Source organism: Thermus thermophilus (assembly GCF_019974155.1).
GTDB classification, from domain to species: Bacteria; Deinococcota; Deinococci; order Deinococcales; family Thermaceae; genus Thermus; species Thermus thermophilus_C.
The window spans coordinates 426,129-441,109 of the sequence record NZ_AP025158.1; the positions used below are offsets into that span (position 1 = coordinate 426,129).

Genomic DNA, 14,981 nt, shown 5'->3' on the forward strand with positions numbered 1-14,981 from the left:
ACGCGCCCCCGGGAAACCGGGGGTTTTCCTTATCGGGGGGTATCATGGGCGGCATGGTGCGGGTGCCCGAGAACCCCGAGGCCCTTTTGCCGCTGGACCTGCCCGAAGGGGAGCCCTGGGGGTACGCCTTCGCCCAGGCCCTTCTCCGGGCCCCCTGGGCCTTCCGGGCCTTAAAGCCCACACCGGGCCTTCTGGACCTCATCCGCTGGGATCTGGACAGGCTTCACCGGGAGCTGGAGGCCAGGCGCCGGACCTGGCCCTTGGGCGCCTTGGGGCTGAGGCCCCCACACCCCGCGGAGGAAGCCCTTCTCCAGGCGCTTCTTCGCCGGGACCCCGAGGGCGTGGTGGAGGCTTTACAGGTCCACGGGCCCTGGCCCTTCGCCCTCTACCGGGCCTTCCGCTTTGACGGGGAGGTCCACCCCTTGCGCGCCCTGCGCCTGCCCCGGCAGGACGAGCTCGTGGGCTACGAGGCCCAGCGGGAAGCCCTCGAGGCCAACGCTCGGCGCTTCCTCTCCGGCAAGCCCGCCCTCCACACCCTCCTCTACGGGGCCCGGGGCACGGGGAAGAGCACCGCCGCCAAGAGCCTCCTTCACCTGCCTGGGGCCCGCATGGTGGAGGTGGAAAAGGGGGCCTTGCCCCGCCTGGGGGCGCTTTTGGAGCAGCTCGCCTCCCTGCCCCACCGCTACCTGCTCTTTTTGGACGACCTCTCCTTGGACCCCGAGGACGAGGCCTTCCACCACCTCAAGGCCCTCTTGGAGGGGAGCCTCGAGGGCCCCCCCGAGAACGTCCTCCTCCTCGCCACCTCCAACCGCCGCCATCTGGTGCGCCGCCTGGGGGAAAACCCCCTACCCGGGGAGGCCCCCGAGGCCTGGGACGCCCTCCAGGACACCCTGGCCCTTTCCGAGCGCTTCGGCCTCGTCCTCACCTTCCCTCCTCTGGACAAGGCCCTCTACCTGAAGGCCGTGGCCCACCACCTGGGGCGGTCCCTGACCCCCGAGGAGGAGGGGAGGGCCCTGCGCTTCGCCCTGGAGCGGGGCTTCTCCGGCCGGGTGGCCCGACAGTTCGCCCAGACCTTGCTTTAGGCCCTTTCCTGGTAGGCCAGCGCCGCCTCCACGAAGCCCACGAAGGGCGGGGAAGGGCGCATGGGGCGGCTCTTGAACTCGGGGTGGCTCTGGAGGCCGAGGAAGAAGGGGTGGTCCTTGAGCTCAATGGCCTCCACGAGCCCCGCCCCCCGGCCCCGCATCCCCGGGGTGGTGGCGGAGACCACGAGGCCCGCCCGCTCCAGCCCGTCCACGTAGAGGGGGTTCACCTCGTAGCGGTGGCGGTGGCGCTCCAGCACCTCCTCCCTGCCGTAGAGGCGGTGGAGGAGGGTGCCGGGCTTGATGCGCATGGGCCAGTCCCCAAGGCGCATGGTCCCCCCTAGGCCCTCCACCTCCAGCTGCTCGGGCATGAGGTCAATCACCGGGTGGGGGGTGTAGGGGTCAAACTCCGTGGAGTTCGCCCCCTTGAGGCCCGCCACGTGGCGGGCAAACTCAATCACGGCGATCTGGAGGCCGAGGCAGATCCCGAGGTAAGGGATTTTCCGCTCCCTGGCGTACTGGGCCGCCCGCACCTTGCCCTCAATGCCCCGCACACCAAACCCCCCCGGGACCAGGATGCCGGAGACGTCCCGGAAGGCCTCGTCCAGGTCCGCCGCCTCGAGGCTTTCCGCGTCCACCCACTTCACCTCCACCCGGGCCCGGTTCTTGATCCCCGCGTGGCGCAAGGCCTCCAGGAGGGAGAGGTAGGCGTCCGGCATCTTCACGTACTTTCCGGCGATGGCGATCCTGACGGTGCGCTCGGGGTGCTTGAGGACCCGGACCGCTTCCTGCCAGAAGGAGAGGTTGGGGATCACCGCCTCGAGGCCCAAGGCCCGCTCCACCGCCCGGCCCAGGCCCTGCTCCTCCAGGAGCAGGGGGACCTCGTAGAGGTGCTCCACGGTGGGGCTGGAGAAGACGTGGCCCGGACGGACGTTGGTGAAGAGGGCGACCTTCCTCCGCACCTCCTCGGGCACGGGCCGGGCGGAGCGGAGGACCAGGATGTCGGGCTGGATCCCCACGCCCCGCAGGGTGGCCACGGAGTGCTGGGTGGGCTTGGTCTTGAACTCCTCGCTGGTCTCCAGGTAGGGGACCAGGGTGAGGTGCAGGTAGAGGGTGTTCCCCTCCCCCTCGTCAAAGCGGAACTGGCGGATGGCCTCGAGGAAGGGGAGGCTCTCAATGTCCCCCACCGTCCCCCCCACCTCCACCACCACGATCTCCGCCTTCTGCTCCTCGGCCACCTTGCGGATCCTTTCCTTGATCTCGTCGGTGATGTGGGGGATGACCTGGACGGTCTGGGAGAGGTACTCTCCCCGGCGCTCCTTCTGGATCACCGAGAGGTAGACCTGCCCCGTGGTGAGGTTGTTCCCCCGGGAGAGGTCCATGTCCAAGAAGCGCTCGTAGTGGCCGATGTCCAGGTCGGTTTCGGCCCCGTCGGCGGTGACGAAGACCTCCCCGTGTTCGTAGGGGCGCATCGTCCCCGCGTCCACGTTGACGTAGGGGTCTATCTTGATGGCCGTCACCCGGTACCCCCGGGCCCGGAGGAGGGCCCCGAGGGAGGAGGTGAGGATCCCCTTGCCTAGGCTGGAAACCACGCCGCCGGTGATGAAGACGTATTTTCTGGGCCTGGGGCCCGCGTCGGCGCTCCCGTTCACGGGTCTTCAGCCTACCACATCTGGCGCGGGGCCAGGGGGATATGGTAAAGTCGTCTTTGGCGTTCTTGCGGGGTCCCCCGATCCCCCGTCAAGAACAAAGGAGGGCCCTGGTGAAGACGTACGTGCCGAAGCAAGTGGAACCCCGCTGGGTTCTCATTGACGCGGAGGGCAAGACCTTGGGGCGGCTTGCCACGAAGATCGCCACCCTCCTTCGGGGCAAGCACCGCCCCGACTGGACCCCCAACGTGGCCATGGGGGACTTCGTGGTGGTGGTCAACGCCGACAAGATCCGCGTCACCGGGAAGAAGCTGGAGCAGAAGATCTACACCCGCTACAGCGGCTACCCTGGGGGGCTTAAGGAAATCCCCTTGGAGAAGATGCTGGCCACCCACCCCGAGCGGGTGCTGGAGCACGCGGTGAAGGGGATGCTGCCCAAGGGGCCCCTGGGCCGCAGGCTCTTCAAGCGGCTCAAGGTCTACGCCGGCCCGGACCATCCCCACCAGGCCCAGAGGCCGGAGAAGCTGGAGGTCTAGCGATGGAGCAGTATTACGGCACCGGAAGGCGCAAGGAGGCGGTGGCCAGGGTCTTCCTCAGGCCTGGGAACGGGAAGGTCACCGTGAACGGCCAGGACTTCAACGACTACTTCCAGGGCCTGGTGCGCGCGGTGGCCGCCCTGGAGCCTTTGCGGGCGGTGGACGCCCTGGGCCGCTTTGACGCCTACATCACCGTGCGGGGCGGGGGGAAGAGCGGCCAGATTGACGCCATCAAGCTGGGCATCGCCCGCGCCCTCGTCCAGTACAACCCCGACTACCGGGCGAAGCTCAAGCCCCTGGGCTTCCTCACCCGGGACGCCCGCGTGGTGGAGCGGAAGAAGTACGGCAAGCACAAGGCCCGCCGCGCGCCCCAGTACTCCAAGCGTTAAGGCCTGGCGGAGGAAGCGCCCTGGGGGCTTCCCCAGGGCGCTTTTCCTTCGGGCCTAGCCCTGCTTTTTGGCGAACTCCTCCCTAAGCTCCCTCCTCAGGATCTTCCCCACGCTGGACTTGGGGAGGCTTTCGCGGAATTGGACGATGCGGGGGACCTTGTAGGCGGCGAGGTTTTGGCGGCAGAAGGCCTCTATGTCCTTTTCCGTGACCTTGCCCCGGTACTCGGGTTTGAGGACGAGGAAGGCGGCCACGGTCTCCCCGCGGTAGGGGTCTGGGACGCCCACCACGGCGGCTTCCTGGACGGCGGGGTGCTGGTAGAGGACTTCTTCTACTTCGCGGGGGTAGATGTTGTAGCCGCCGGCGATGATCATGTCTTTTTTGCGGTCTACGATGTAGAAGTAGCCGTCTTGGTCCATTTTGGCGAGGTCGCCGGTGAGGAGCCAGCCGTCTTTGAGGGCCTTTTGCGTCTCCTCGGGGCGGTTCCAGTAGCCTTTCATGACGTTGGGGCCTTTTATGGCGAGTTCGCCCACCTCGCCTGGGGGGAGTTCCTTGCCCTCCTCGTCCACCACCTTGGCCTCCACGCTGGGCAGGGGCATGCCGATGGAGCCCTTCTTGATGAGGCCGAGGACGGGGTTGGAGTGGGTCACGGGGCTCGCCTCGGAGAGGCCGTAGCCCTCAATGAGCCTCGCCCCGGTGATCTCCTCAAACCGCTTGGCCACCTCCACGGGCAGGGGGGCGGCTCCCGAGAGGCAGATGCGGATGCTCTTGACGTTCCGCCCCTCTATGCCGGGGAAGTTGTTGAAGGCCACGTAGAGGGTGGGCACACCGGGGAAGTGGGTGACCCGGTGTTTTTCAATGGCCTCCACGATGGCCTTGATCTCGGGCCTCGGGAGGAGGACGATCTTGTACCCGGAGAAGAGGCCGTAGTTCATGGCCACGGTCATCCCGTAGACGTGGAAGAAGGGCAGGGCCCCGAGCATCACCCCCTTGCCCAGAAGCTCCCGGGAGGTGGGGTCCCAGGCATCTATCTGGAGGACGTTGGCCACGAGGTTCCTGTGGGTGAGCATGGCCCCCTTGGAAAGGCCCGTGGTGCCCCCGGTGTACTGGAGGAGGGCGAGGTCCTCGGGGTCGGGGAGGTGGGGCTCGGCGGGGGGACGCTTCAGGAGCTCGGCGAAGGCGTGGAAGCCCTCCCGCTTGGGGAAGCCCAGGGGGAGGCCCTCCCGCTTGGCCTTCAGGGGGTAGAGGAGGTTTTTGGGGAAGGGGAGGAAGTCCTTGATCCCCGTGACCACCACCCGCTTCACCGGGACCTCCTTTTCCACCTCTAGGTAGCGGGGGAGGAGGTGGTCCAGGATCACCAGGGTCTCCGCCCCCGCGTCCGAAAGCTGGTGGCGGAGTTCCCTCGGGGTGTAGAGGGGGTTCACGTTCACCCCCACGCCCCCGGCGAGGAGGGTGCCGTAGAAGGCGACGACGAACTGGGGGGTGTTGGGGAGCATGAGGGCCACCCGGTCCCCGGGCCGCACCCCCAGGTCCTTAAGCCCCTGGGCGAAGCGGCGGGCGAGGCTCCATAGCTCTTGATAGCTGAGGGTCTTCCCCAGAAACTCCAGGGCGACGTTTTGGGGGAAGCGGCGGGCGCTTTCTTCCAGGAACCGCCAGAGGGGAATGTCGGGGACCTGGATCTCCGGCGGAACACCGGGGTCGTAGTGGGCTAGCCACGGCTTCTCGCGCACCTGGTCCATCGCTTGCCTCCTTTGCCTTTCAGGTTACCAGAAGCCTTGTACCGGGTTCAAGGCCTCCCGGGTGTACCATGGGGGTATGCGCTTCCGCGACCGCAGGCACGCCGGGGCGCTCCTCGCCGAGGCCTTGGCGCCCTTGGGCCTCGAGGCGCCCGTGGTCCTGGGCCTGCCCCGGGGCGGGGTGATGGTGGCCGACGAGGTGGCGAGGCGCCTGGGCGGGGAGCTGGACGTGGTCCTGGTGCGCAAGGTGGGCGCCCCGGGAAACCCGGAGTTCGCCCTGGGGGCCGTGGGGGAGGGAGGGGAGCTCGTCCTCATGCCCTACGCCCTGCGGTACGCCGACCAAAGCTACCTGGAGCGGGAGGCCGCTCGGCAGCGGGATGTCCTCCGCAAGCGGGCGGAGCGTTACCGGAGGGTGCGGCCCAGGGTGGCCCTCAAGGGTCGGGACGTGGTGCTGGTGGACGACGGGGTGGCCACGGGGGCGAGCATGGAGGCGGCCCTCTCCGTGGTGCTCCAGGAGGGACCGAGGCGGGTCGTGGTGGCCGTGCCCGTGGCGAGCCCGGAGGCGGTGGAACGGCTTAAGGCCCGGGCGGAGGTGGTGGCCCTTTCCGTCCCCCAGGACTTTGCCGCCGTGGGGGCCTACTACCTAGACTTCGGCGAGGTGACCGACGAGGACGTGGAGGCCATCCTGCTAGAATGGGCGGGATGAAGCCCGTGGTGAGGCAGGCGGCAAGCGTGGAGGCCCGCCCCGTGGAGCGCGGGGAAAAGGCCTTCATCCAGGTGCTCATCGGTCCGGAGGACGGGGCCCCCCACTTCATCCTCCGCAAGTTCACCCTCCTGCCCGGGGGGCGCATCCCCAAGCACCGCCACCCCACCCTGGAGCACGAGCAGTACGTCCTCTCCGGGCGGATGAAGGTGACCTTGGGGGACGAGGTGCGGGAGGTGGCGGCGGGGCAGGCGGTCTTCATCCCCGCCGGCACCCCCCACGCCTACGTGAATGAGGGGGAGGAGCCGGTGGAGTTCCTCTGCATCATCCCCAAGACGAGCGGCTACGCCACGGAGTGGCTGGAGGGGTAGGGGGGCAAGCCGCTAGGCGGCCTCACGCCCGTACCTCCTGCCGCTGGAAGGCCACGTAGGCCCCGGTGAAGAGGAGGAGGGTGAGGGCGAGGAGCCCCGTGATCTGGGGCCAGACCAGAAGGACGCTCTGGGAGAGGGGAAGGGGTGTGCCCAAGACGGCGCCCTCCAGCTGCGTGATGAGGATGGGGCCCAAGGAGCGGACCTCTGGGTTGAGGAGGGCGGTGAGGGCCTCGGCGTAGAGGGTGTTGGGGGAGAGGCGGGAGATCCAGAGGGCGAGCTGGGCCTGCCTGAGCTGGCTTTCCGGGTCAAAGGGGTCGGCCCGGAGGAGGAGGGCGCTGGCCGCGAGGTCGGTGAGGATGGGGTAGAAGACGGCGAAGAAGAGCCAGACCCCTAAGGCGGCCAAGGCGGCGGTGGCGGGCTGGCGGAAGAGGACGGAGAAGAGGAGGCCCAGGGCGAGCCAGACCCCGGCGTAGCCCAAGGTGGCGAGGAGGAAGAAGAAGGCCCGCCCCACCTCCTCGCTTCCCGGCGGCACCCCGAGCCTGAGGAGGCCCAGGCCCACCACCATGAGGAAGAGGGCGAAGAGGAGGAGGGCCAGGGTGCCGAGGCCCGCCAGGAACTTGCCGAAGAGAAGGGCGTCCCGGTAGATGGGCTGGGAGAGGACCCGGGAGAGCGTCCCCCGGGCGTACTCCCCGTTTACCGCGTCAAAGGCCAAGGCGATGGCGGCCAAGGGGATGAAGAAGGAGAGGAAGCCCACGAAGGAGGGCAGGGGGTCTTGGGCCGTGGTGAGGAGCTTGAGGTAGAGGAAGGGGTCCTCCCCCACCGTCTGGCGCAGGGCCTGGCTTCCCGTGTAGAGGGCCCCCAGGGCGGAGAGGAGGATGAGGGCCTCCAGGATCCGCATCCTGAGGCCGGTGAGGTGGTCGGCCATCTCCTTGAAGAAGACGGCCCATAGCCCGGTCCAAGGCGAGCCTTCACGCCGCATGGGCCACCTCCTTGAAGTAGTGGGCGTAGATCTCGTCCAGGCTGGGCTGGCGCAGGCTCAGGGCGTAGAGGGGGCCCCGTTCCACCGCCAACCGGGCGAGCTCGGGGCGGAGGTCCCGGGTGGCGAGGACCCGGTAGCGGCCTCCTTCGGCCTCCACCCGGCTCACGCCCTCCACGCCCTCGAGGGCCCCCTCCAGGCCGGGGGCGCCCTCCAGGAGGATCTCGTACTGTCCCCCCAGGACCCGGTGGGCGAGCTCGGCCACCGTGCCCTCGAGGGCGAGCCGCCCCTTGTGGAAGAGGCCCACCCGGTCGCAGACCTCCTGCACTTGGTGGAGCAGGTGGCTGGAGAGGAGGACGGTGATCCCTTCCGCCTTGAGGCCCTTGATGAGGTTCAGGAACTCCCGGGCGGCCTCGGGGTCCAGGCCCAGGGTGGGCTCGTCCAGGATGGCCACCTTGGGCCTTTTGAGGAGGACCTCGGCGAGGCCCAGGCGCTGGCGCATTCCCCGGCTGAAGGCGGCGACCTTCCGGTCCCTGACCTCCCAGAGCCCCATGCGCTTCAGGACCTCCTCAATCCGGGCCTCCGCCTCTTTGTCGGGAAGGCCGAGGAGCCTCGTGGTGTAGCGCAGGTTCTCCCAGGCGGAAAGCTCCCCGTAGAACCCCACCTGGTCGGGCAGGTAGCCCACCCGGGACTTGACCTTGAGGGGCTCCCGCATGGGGTCAAACCCCAGGACCCGGGCCTCCCCCGAGGTGGGCTCGGTGAGCCCGAGGAGCATGAGGATGGTGGTGGTCTTGCCGGAGCCGTTGGGGCCCAGGAGGCCGTAGACCTCCCCTTCCCGCACCGAGAGGTTCAGGTCCTCCACGGCCACCACCCGGCCGTACCGCTTGGTGAGGCCATGGGTCTGGATGACCGTCATCCTACCTCCGGCCGAAGCGGTTCACGGCGAAGCCCAGGACGAGGACGGCCACCGCCACGAGGGCCACGCCCACGAGGCCCCAGAGGGTGGAGGTGACCACGGTGGCCCGGTAGTCCAGGCTCTCGCTCACCCCTTCGTCCCCGGAGACCCTGAGGGTCACCATGTAGTCCCCCGCCACCGCCTTGGGGGAGGGCTTGATGCGGGCGGTGACCTCCTCCTCCTTCCCCGGCTCCAGGACCTCCAGCTTCTCCGGCTCAAACTGCACCTCCCAGCCCGAGGGTTCAAAGGCGCTGAAGGAGAGGTTCTTGGCGGGGGCGCTCCCCTCGTTTTTCACCACGAGCTTCACGGCGTTTTCCCGCCCGGCGGTGACCGAGCCGGAAAGCCGCCCCTCCTTGGTGCTGAGGCGCACCTCGGGGCGGCCGGTGACCTCGAGGGTCAGGGCCAAATCCGCCCGGGCGTCCCCCGCCACCGCCCGGAGGGTCACCCCGTAGGCCCCGGCGGGCGTATCCTTGGGCAGGGAGACCTCCGCGTCCAGGTCCCGGCTCTCCCCGGCCTTGACGGGGAGGCTCGTCACCTGCTGGCTGGAGAAGGCGGGGGTGAAGGTCACCTGGAAGCCCTGGGGCGCCTGGTACTCCAGGGAAACCAGGAGATCCTGGTCGGACTCGTTCCTAAGGGTCACCCGGTAGCGGAAGGAGCTCGTGGGGGGGCCTTTGAGGATAGGGAGCTCCGCCTCGAGGGAAAGCCGTTTGGGGAGCCCCTGCCCCACCATGAGGGTGATGGGCAGGCTCGCCGTCTGGCCGAGGCCCTCGGCGCGGACGAGGAAGCGGTAAGCGCCCTCCTTGACCTCCTTGGGGGGCTGGAGGCGGAGGGTGAGGCTTACTTCCTGGTCGGGGTTCAAGTAGACGGCCCGCACCAGGCGGCCGCCCCCGGTGAGCACCGCCTGCCACCCCGCCGGGACCTCGGGCACGGAGAGGCGCACCACCCCGGGAGGGAGGCCGTAGCTTTTCAGGGTGAGGGTGAGGCTCACGCTCTCCCCGGGCTGGACCCCGATCTCGGGGTAGGCGGTGCCCAGGGCCAGACCCCGGTACTGCTGCGCCAGCGCGAGGCTCCAAAGCACCGCGAGAAGGGCCAAAACGTTCCGCATCATAGACGCCTCCACCCCTCAAACTAGGGAAGGCGCATGAAGGAAACATGAAAGGCCCCGGGGGGCTCCCGGGGCCAGAGGGGGGCGGCCTCAGCCCACCCGGGCTTCCAGGTACTCCCGCTCGCCCAGGACGATCTGGCGGGCGAGCTCGGGGTCCTTGGGGAACTCCTTGCCCCGGTTGATCATGTAGGTCTCGTAGCGCCGGATCTCAAAGACCTCGGCGAGCTTCTTCAGGGCCTTCGCCATGTCAAAGGCCTTGCAGGAGAAGATGTCCACGGAAAGGAAGCGCTTCTTGGGGAAGGTGTGGATGGCGATGTGGCTTTCGGCGATGAGGACCACGCCGGTGACCCCGTCCTCGCCCCCGGGCCCGTAGCTGTAGACGAAGGGGGGAAGGACCTTGGTCATCTCCATCTCCTCAGGAAGCTCGTTGAGAACCCGGCGGATGAGCTCCGCGTCCCGCAGGCGATCGGGGTTCGCCTCGTAGCCGTCCACCATCAGGTGAGGACCGAAGCCAAAGAGTTCCACCAAGACCACCTCCTTTCCGTGCCCCCCGGGGTATCCCCCCTACGGCACGCCCCCCATTATGCCCCCCCCTCCCCCCCCTGTCAAGACCCCGTTAGAGAGCGGGAAAGCCCGCGTGGGGCGTGGGGGGCTTTACGGGGGGTTTGCCCGGGGGCGCCTGGGGAAGGGGCGGTGGGCGTTTCTTCCCATGGGATGGGCGCTTTATACCCCCCTCCTGTAACCTGGGGTCAGGTGTGCCGGGGAATACCGAGGGGGATGAGGGAAAAGTGATATGATGGCCTCCGGCTGGAGGGAAGCATGTACAGGGGAAGCGAAGGGCAGTGGGCGTTCTACCTGCACCGCATCTCGGGGATCGGGATCCTGGTCTTCCTCGTCCTTCACGTCCTCAACATCGCCAGCGCCATGTGGGGGCCGGAGGTGTCCAACGCCTTCATGAAGTTCTACCACCAGCCCGTGTTTCAGGTGGGGCTTCTTTTCCTCATCGCCGGGGTGCTCTACCACGGGTTTAATGGCCTCCGCATCATCCTCATGGACTTCACCTCCTGGGGGGTGCGCTACCAGCGGCAGCTCTGGTACGGGGTCTGGGTCCTTTTCGTGGTCTTCTACCTGCCCTTTTTGATCAAGATCGGGGGCGGGATTCTGGGAGGCGGCCATGGCGATTAAGTCCCGGCGCTACGAGGAGGCCAAGCTGGAGGCCAGCACCAACCTGGAGCTCTACTGGTGGGTTTTCATGCGCGTCTCCGGGGTGGTGCTCGTCTTCTTGCTCATCGGCCACATGTGGATGAACGCCATTCTCGTGGACCTCAACTCCATTGACTACGACTACGTGGCCAAGAGACTTTCCCAAACCACCTGGAAGGTCTACGACTGGCTGATCCTGGCCCTGGCCCTCCTCCACGGGGGGAACGGGCTGCGCTACGTGCTGGACGACTGGGTGCGGGATCCCATGAAGCGCTTCTGGACCAAGGTGGTGGTCTACAGCCTGCTGGCTTTCCTCTTCTTCCTGGGGAGCCTTTCCCTCTTTAACCACGACTTCGGGGTGAACTAGTATGGCGCACAGGCACGAGGTCATCGTGGTGGGTGCGGGCGGGGCGGGCCTCACGGCCGCCCTCTACGCGGCCAAGGAAGGCGCGGACGTGGCGGTGGTCTCCAAGCTCTACCCCACGCGAAGCCACACCGGGGCGGCCCAGGGGGGCATAGGGGCGGCCCTCGGCAACGTGGAGGAGGACCACTGGGAATGGCACATGTTTGACACGGTCAAGGGGGGGGACTACCTCACGGACCAGGACGCCGCCGAGGTCTTCGCCAAGGAAGTGATTGAGGCGGTGATTGAGCTTGAGCACATGGGCCTCCCCTTTGACCGGCTCCCGAACGGCAAGATCGCCCAGCGCCGCTTCGGGGGGCACACCAAGGACTGGGGCAAGGCCCCGGTGCACCGAGCGGCCCACGCCGCCGACCGCACCGGGCACATGATCCTCCAGACCCTCTACCAGCAGTGCGTGAAACACAACATCACCTTCTACAACGAGTTCCACGTTACCGACGTCATCCTCGAGGACGGGGTGGCCAAGGGCCTGGTGGCCCTGGAGCTCGCCACGGGGGAGCTCCACCTCTTCCAGGCCAAGGCCATCGTCATCGCCTCCGGGGGGTTCGGGCGGATCTACAAGGTGACCTCCAACGCCTACACCCTCACCGGGGACCTGCAGGCCATCCTCTACCGCAAAGGGCTTCCCCTGGAGGACATGGAGTTCTACCAGTTCCACCCCACGGGCCTTTACCCCTTGGGCATCCTCCTCACCGAGGGGGCCCGGGGCGAGGGGGGGATCCTCCGGAACGCCCTCGGGGAGCGGTTTATGGAGCGCTACGCCCCCACCATCAAGGACCTCGCCCCAAGGGACCTCGTCTCCCGGGCCATGTACCTGGAGGTGCGGGAGGGGAGGGGTTGCGGCCCCAAGAAGGACCACGTCCTCCTGGACCTCACCCACCTGCCCCCCGAGGTCATTGAGAAGAAGCTCCCGGACATCACCGAGTTCAGCCGCATCTACCTGGGGGTAGACCCCCTGAAGGAGCCCGTGCCGGTGATGCCCACGGCCCACTACGCCATGGGGGGGATCCCCACCACCCTCTGGGGCCAGGTGATCAAGGACGAGAAGAACACCGTGGTCCCCGGGCTCTACGCCGCCGGGGAGGCGGCCTGCGTGAGCCTCCACGGGGCGAACCGCCTGGGGACGAACTCCCTGGGGGACCTCGTGGTCTTCGGGCGCCGGGCCGGGATCCACGCCGCCCGCTTCGCCAAGGACGCCGACTACCACGAGCTCACCGAGGAGCACCTCGGGGAAAGCCGGGAGCGCATTGAGCGCATCAAGAACTCCACCGGCAAGGAGAAGGTGGCGGCCCTTAGGGCCGAGCTGCAGCAGTCCATGATGGACCACGCCTCCGTCTTCCGCACCGGGGAGCTCCTTAAGAAGCAGGTGGAGATCCTCAAGGAGCTCATGGACCGTTACAAGCGGATCTCCATTGACGACAAGGGGGACGCCTACAACACCGAGCTCGTGGAGGCTTTGGAGCTCGGGTACCTCCTCGAGGTCTCCGAGGCCCTGGTCCACTCCGCCCTAAACCGCACCGAGTCCCGCGGGGCCCACGCCCGGGAGGACTACCCCGAGCGGGACGACGAGAACTGGCTCAAGCACACCCTGGCCTACAAGGTGGAAGACGGCAAGGTTTGCTTCCGCTACAAGCCCGTGGTCCTGGGCCGCTTTGAGCCCAAGCCCCGGACCTACTAGGAGGGAAGCATGCAGGTCACGCTGAAGGTCCTCCGCTTTGACCCCCAGAAGGACCAGAGGCCCCATTGGGAGACCTACCAGGTGGAGGCCGAGCCCTGGGACCGGGTCCTGGACCTCCTGCACAAGGTCAAGTGGTACCAGGACGGCTCCTTGGCCTTCCGAAGGAGCTGCGGCCACGGCATCTGCGGCTCGGACGCCATGCTCATCAACGGCAAGAACCGCCTGGCCTGCAAGACCCTGGTCCGGGATCTGGGGAACGTGATCACCGTGGAGCCCATCCGGGGCCTCCCGGTGGAGAAGGACCTCATCGTGGACATGGAGCCCTTCTTCGCCGCCTACCGGGCGGTGAAGCCCTACCTCATCAACGACGAGCCCCCGCCCCAGCGGGAAAGGCTCCAGTCCCCCGAGGAAAGGGAGCGGTTTGACCAGGGCACCAAGTGCATCCTCTGCGCGAGCTGCACCACGAGCTGCCCCGTCTTCTGGGTGAACGGCACCTACATCGGCCCTGCCGCCATCGTCCAGGCCCACCGCTTTATCTTTGACTCCCGAGACCGGGGCAAGAGGGAGCGCTTCAAGGCCCTTGGCTCGGGGAGCGGGGTGTGGCGGTGCCGCACCGCCTACAACTGCACCGAGGCCTGCCCCCGGGAGATCCCCGTGACCCAGCTCATAGAGGAGGTCAAGCGGGCGATCCTCATGGACCGCTTCTAGGGCCGGTACCCTGTTGCCTTCCCCCCGGCTCCCTTGGGAACCCTTCGCCGGGGCCCCCATGCTGGCCCAAACCAGCATGGGGTGGCGTAAAAGGGGCGCGCTCCGGGAAGCCCGGGGCGCTTTGCTTTAGGGCGTGAGCCGGTGCCGGTCCCGGGGGAAGGCCCGGGCGTAGCGCACGTTGGGGAGGCCCAAAAGCTTCTGGGTGAGGCGCTCGGCCCCGATGGCGAACCCCCCGTGGGGGGGCATGCCGTACTTGAAGACCTCCAGGTACCCCTGGAAGGCCTCGGGGTCCATGCCCTTGGCCTTCAGGCTTTCCAAAAGCTCCTCGTAGCGGTGGATGCGCTGCCCCCCCGAGGTGATCTCCAGGCCGCGGAAGAGGAGGTCAAAGCTCCTCGTGGTGCCGTCCTCCTCGGGGTAGGTGTAGAAGGGACGGACGGAACGGGGGTAGCGGGTGACGAAGAGCCAGTCCGAGCCCCAGCGTTCCTTGGCGTACTTCCCCAGGAGGCGCTCCGCCTCCTCGGAGAGGTCCTGGCCCACGGGGTAGCCGAGCTCCTCCTTGAGGACCCTTTTGGCCTCGGCGTGGGTGAGGCGGGGGATGTCCTGGGGGAAGGAGGGCCACTCTGCCCCCAGGAGGCGGATCTCGTCCCCGGCCGTGTGGAGGGCCTCCTCCAGCATCTCGGCGAGGAGGGCTTCCTCCAGCCGCATGAGGTCCTCTTCGCTTGCGATGAAGCCCATCTCCACGTCCAGGGAGAGGTACTCGTTCAGGTGGCGGCTCGTGTGGTGCTCCTCCATGCGCCACACCGGGGCCACCTCGTAGACCCGCTCAAAGACCCCCACCATGATCTGCTTGTAAAGCTGGGGGGACTGGGCGAGGTAGGCCCTTTTTTCAAAGTAGTCCACCCCGAAAAGCCCGCTTCCCCCCTCGGCCCCGGCCCGGACCACCTTGGGGGTGAAGATCTCGGTGAAGTCCTGGCGGTCCAGATAGCGGCGGAAGCCCCGCACCAGGGCGGCCTGGACCTTGAGGGGGGCGCGGGCCTTCTCCCCCCTTAGGGTGACGTAGCGGTACTCCAGGAGGGTTTCGGGGTTCGCCCGCCACTCCTCCTTGGGGATCTCCACCGGGGTGGGCTCGAGGGCCGGGGAGAGGACCTCCACCTCCTTGGCCTGGACCTCGAGGCCCCCCGGGGCTTTTGGGTTTTCCACCACCAGGCCCCGCACCCTTAGGGCGGACTCAGGTAAAGGGAGCTTGAGCCCCCCGGTGACCACCTGGACGACGCCGCTTCGGTCCCGGAGGAGGAGGAACTGGACCTTGCCCAGGTCTCTTCGCCAGTGGAGGAAGCCCAGAAGCTCCACCTCTTGGCCCACGTGCGCTTTGAGGTCCCGTACCAGTACCCGCATGGCGTGCCCCCTTTCCTAAGCCTTGGCCCCCCCGGCCAAGGGGAGCCGGGGGGGCCAGGCCTTGCCCCCCTTAGCG

At 67.8% G+C, this 14,981-nt stretch carries 16 protein-coding genes; 9 read left to right on the plus strand and 7 right to left on the minus strand.

What is annotated here, in order from left to right:
• The first annotated feature begins 53 nt into the window (after positions 1-53).
• Positions 54-1,082: a DUF815 domain-containing protein gene (locus TthTMY_RS02455; RefSeq protein WP_172844678.1), complete on the plus strand. Its 1,029-nt coding sequence runs from the start codon at positions 54-56 to the stop codon at positions 1,080-1,082.
• Here the strand turns inward: TthTMY_RS02455 and TthTMY_RS02460 are convergent.
• The gene (locus TthTMY_RS02460; protein ID WP_096412045.1) at positions 1,079-2,731 is read right to left on the minus strand and encodes a CTP synthase; all 1,653 of its coding nucleotides are present in this window, start codon (positions 2,729-2,731) and stop codon (positions 1,079-1,081) included. The two genes, TthTMY_RS02455 and TthTMY_RS02460, sit on opposite strands and share 4 nt — an antisense overlap.
• Positions 2,732-2,841: 110 nt before the next feature.
• Here TthTMY_RS02460 and rplM point away from each other — a divergent pair, with 110 nt between their 5' ends.
• Positions 2,842-3,264 (plus strand): 50S ribosomal protein L13, encoded by a 423-nt coding sequence (rplM, locus tag TthTMY_RS02465; RefSeq protein WP_096412049.1) that lies wholly within the window; start codon positions 2,842-2,844, stop codon positions 3,262-3,264.
• Between the two features lie 2 nt (positions 3,265-3,266).
• Complete coding sequence (rpsI, locus tag TthTMY_RS02470) at positions 3,267-3,653, plus strand: 30S ribosomal protein S9 (protein ID WP_096412051.1); 387 nt, start codon at positions 3,267-3,269, stop codon at positions 3,651-3,653.
• A gap of 54 nt (positions 3,654-3,707) precedes the next feature.
• Here the strand turns inward: rpsI and TthTMY_RS02475 are convergent, their stop codons facing one another.
• The gene (locus TthTMY_RS02475) at positions 3,708-5,390 is read right to left on the minus strand and encodes a long-chain-fatty-acid--CoA ligase (protein ID WP_223903378.1); all 1,683 of its coding nucleotides are present in this window, start codon (positions 5,388-5,390) and stop codon (positions 3,708-3,710) included.
• A gap of 76 nt (positions 5,391-5,466) precedes the next feature.
• On the opposite strand from TthTMY_RS02475, the gene TthTMY_RS02480 reads away from it, so the two are divergent.
• The gene (locus TthTMY_RS02480) at positions 5,467-6,093 is read left to right on the plus strand and encodes a phosphoribosyltransferase (RefSeq protein ID WP_096412054.1); all 627 of its coding nucleotides are present in this window, start codon (positions 5,467-5,469) and stop codon (positions 6,091-6,093) included.
• Complete coding sequence (locus TthTMY_RS02485; protein ID WP_096412057.1) at positions 6,081-6,461, plus strand: cupin domain-containing protein; 381 nt, start codon at positions 6,081-6,083, stop codon at positions 6,459-6,461. Before TthTMY_RS02480 ends, TthTMY_RS02485 begins: the two co-directional genes overlap by 13 nt.
• Before the next feature lie 22 nt (positions 6,462-6,483).
• On the opposite strand, the gene TthTMY_RS02490 is transcribed toward TthTMY_RS02485, so the two are convergent.
• The 4 genes from TthTMY_RS02490 to speD all read right to left on the minus strand — a co-directional run bounded on the left by TthTMY_RS02490 (position 6,484) and on the right by speD (position 10,022).
• Positions 6,484-7,440 carry an ABC transporter permease gene (locus TthTMY_RS02490; protein ID WP_096412060.1) on the minus strand — a complete coding sequence of 319 codons (957 nt, stop codon included), beginning with the start codon at positions 7,438-7,440 and terminating at the stop codon, positions 6,484-6,486.
• The gene (locus TthTMY_RS02495) at positions 7,430-8,353 is read right to left on the minus strand and encodes an ABC transporter ATP-binding protein (RefSeq protein ID WP_096412064.1); all 924 of its coding nucleotides are present in this window, start codon (positions 8,351-8,353) and stop codon (positions 7,430-7,432) included. The genes TthTMY_RS02490 and TthTMY_RS02495 overlap by 11 nt, the downstream gene beginning before the upstream one ends.
• 1 nt (position 8,354) lies before the next feature.
• Positions 8,355-9,500 (minus strand): NEW3 domain-containing protein, encoded by a 1,146-nt coding sequence (locus TthTMY_RS02500; RefSeq protein ID WP_223903379.1) that lies wholly within the window; start codon positions 9,498-9,500, stop codon positions 8,355-8,357.
• Between the two features lie 87 nt (positions 9,501-9,587).
• Complete coding sequence (speD, locus tag TthTMY_RS02505) at positions 9,588-10,022, minus strand: adenosylmethionine decarboxylase (protein WP_172844700.1); 435 nt, start codon at positions 10,020-10,022, stop codon at positions 9,588-9,590.
• Positions 10,023-10,316: 294 nt separating this feature from the next.
• On the opposite strand from speD, the gene sdhC reads away from it, so the two are divergent.
• From sdhC to TthTMY_RS02525, 4 genes are read left to right on the plus strand one after another with little or no spacing between them, the layout of a single operon-like run.
• On the plus strand, positions 10,317-10,682 hold the full coding sequence (sdhC, locus tag TthTMY_RS02510) for a succinate dehydrogenase, cytochrome b556 subunit (RefSeq protein WP_096412071.1): 366 nt from the start codon (positions 10,317-10,319) through the stop codon (positions 10,680-10,682).
• Complete coding sequence (locus tag TthTMY_RS02515) at positions 10,672-11,067, plus strand: succinate dehydrogenase hydrophobic membrane anchor subunit (protein ID WP_096412074.1); 396 nt, start codon at positions 10,672-10,674, stop codon at positions 11,065-11,067. Before sdhC ends, TthTMY_RS02515 begins: the two co-directional genes overlap by 11 nt.
• Position 11,068: 1 nt before the next feature.
• Positions 11,069-12,802 (plus strand): succinate dehydrogenase flavoprotein subunit, encoded by a 1,734-nt coding sequence (gene sdhA, locus TthTMY_RS02520; protein WP_096412076.1) that lies wholly within the window; start codon positions 11,069-11,071, stop codon positions 12,800-12,802.
• Positions 12,803-12,811: 9 nt separating this feature from the next.
• A complete protein-coding gene (locus tag TthTMY_RS02525; protein WP_096412080.1) occupies positions 12,812-13,510 on the plus strand; it encodes a succinate dehydrogenase iron-sulfur subunit in 699 nt (232 codons plus the stop codon).
• 126 nt (positions 13,511-13,636) lie between these two features.
• Here the strand turns inward: TthTMY_RS02525 and aspS are convergent, their stop codons facing one another.
• Complete coding sequence (gene aspS / locus TthTMY_RS02530) at positions 13,637-14,905, minus strand: aspartate--tRNA(Asn) ligase (protein WP_096412083.1); 1,269 nt, start codon at positions 14,903-14,905, stop codon at positions 13,637-13,639.
• Positions 14,906-14,981 lie beyond the last annotated feature (76 nt).